The organism is Pseudoalteromonas sp. S16_S37, from assembly GCF_014694405.1.
Taxonomy (GTDB): Bacteria; Pseudomonadota; Gammaproteobacteria; order Enterobacterales; family Alteromonadaceae; genus Pseudoalteromonas.
The window spans coordinates 1-234 of record NZ_JAAUWV010000284.1 but is presented as its reverse complement, the minus strand read 5'-3'; the positions used below and the strand labels follow the sequence as shown (position 1 = coordinate 234).

General features: G+C 41.9%; 1 pseudogene. It reads left to right on the top strand.

What is annotated here, in order from left to right:
• Positions 1 to 120, top strand: a pseudogene (locus tag HC733_RS22915) (ISAs1-like element ISPsesp1 family transposase); the annotation flags it as partial.
• Positions 121 to 234: the final 114 nt, after the last annotated feature.

Genomic DNA, 234 nt, shown 5'->3' with positions numbered 1-234 from the left:
TATGGCAATAAAAAACTTACATGGTTAAGGCGTTTTCGCCCTTTTGTACATGGCATTCCAACACGGCACAGCATCGCTCGTATCTTTCGAGGCCTTGATAGCGACTCATTACTGCTAGCCTGAGGGATCCCCATAAATAATCATTTAAATTCAAACACATCACTAACATCCAAATTTTGCCAATTCAAGTCAGTGATGGTTTTCTTAAAATGCCGGAGCCCCGCCATATAGTCT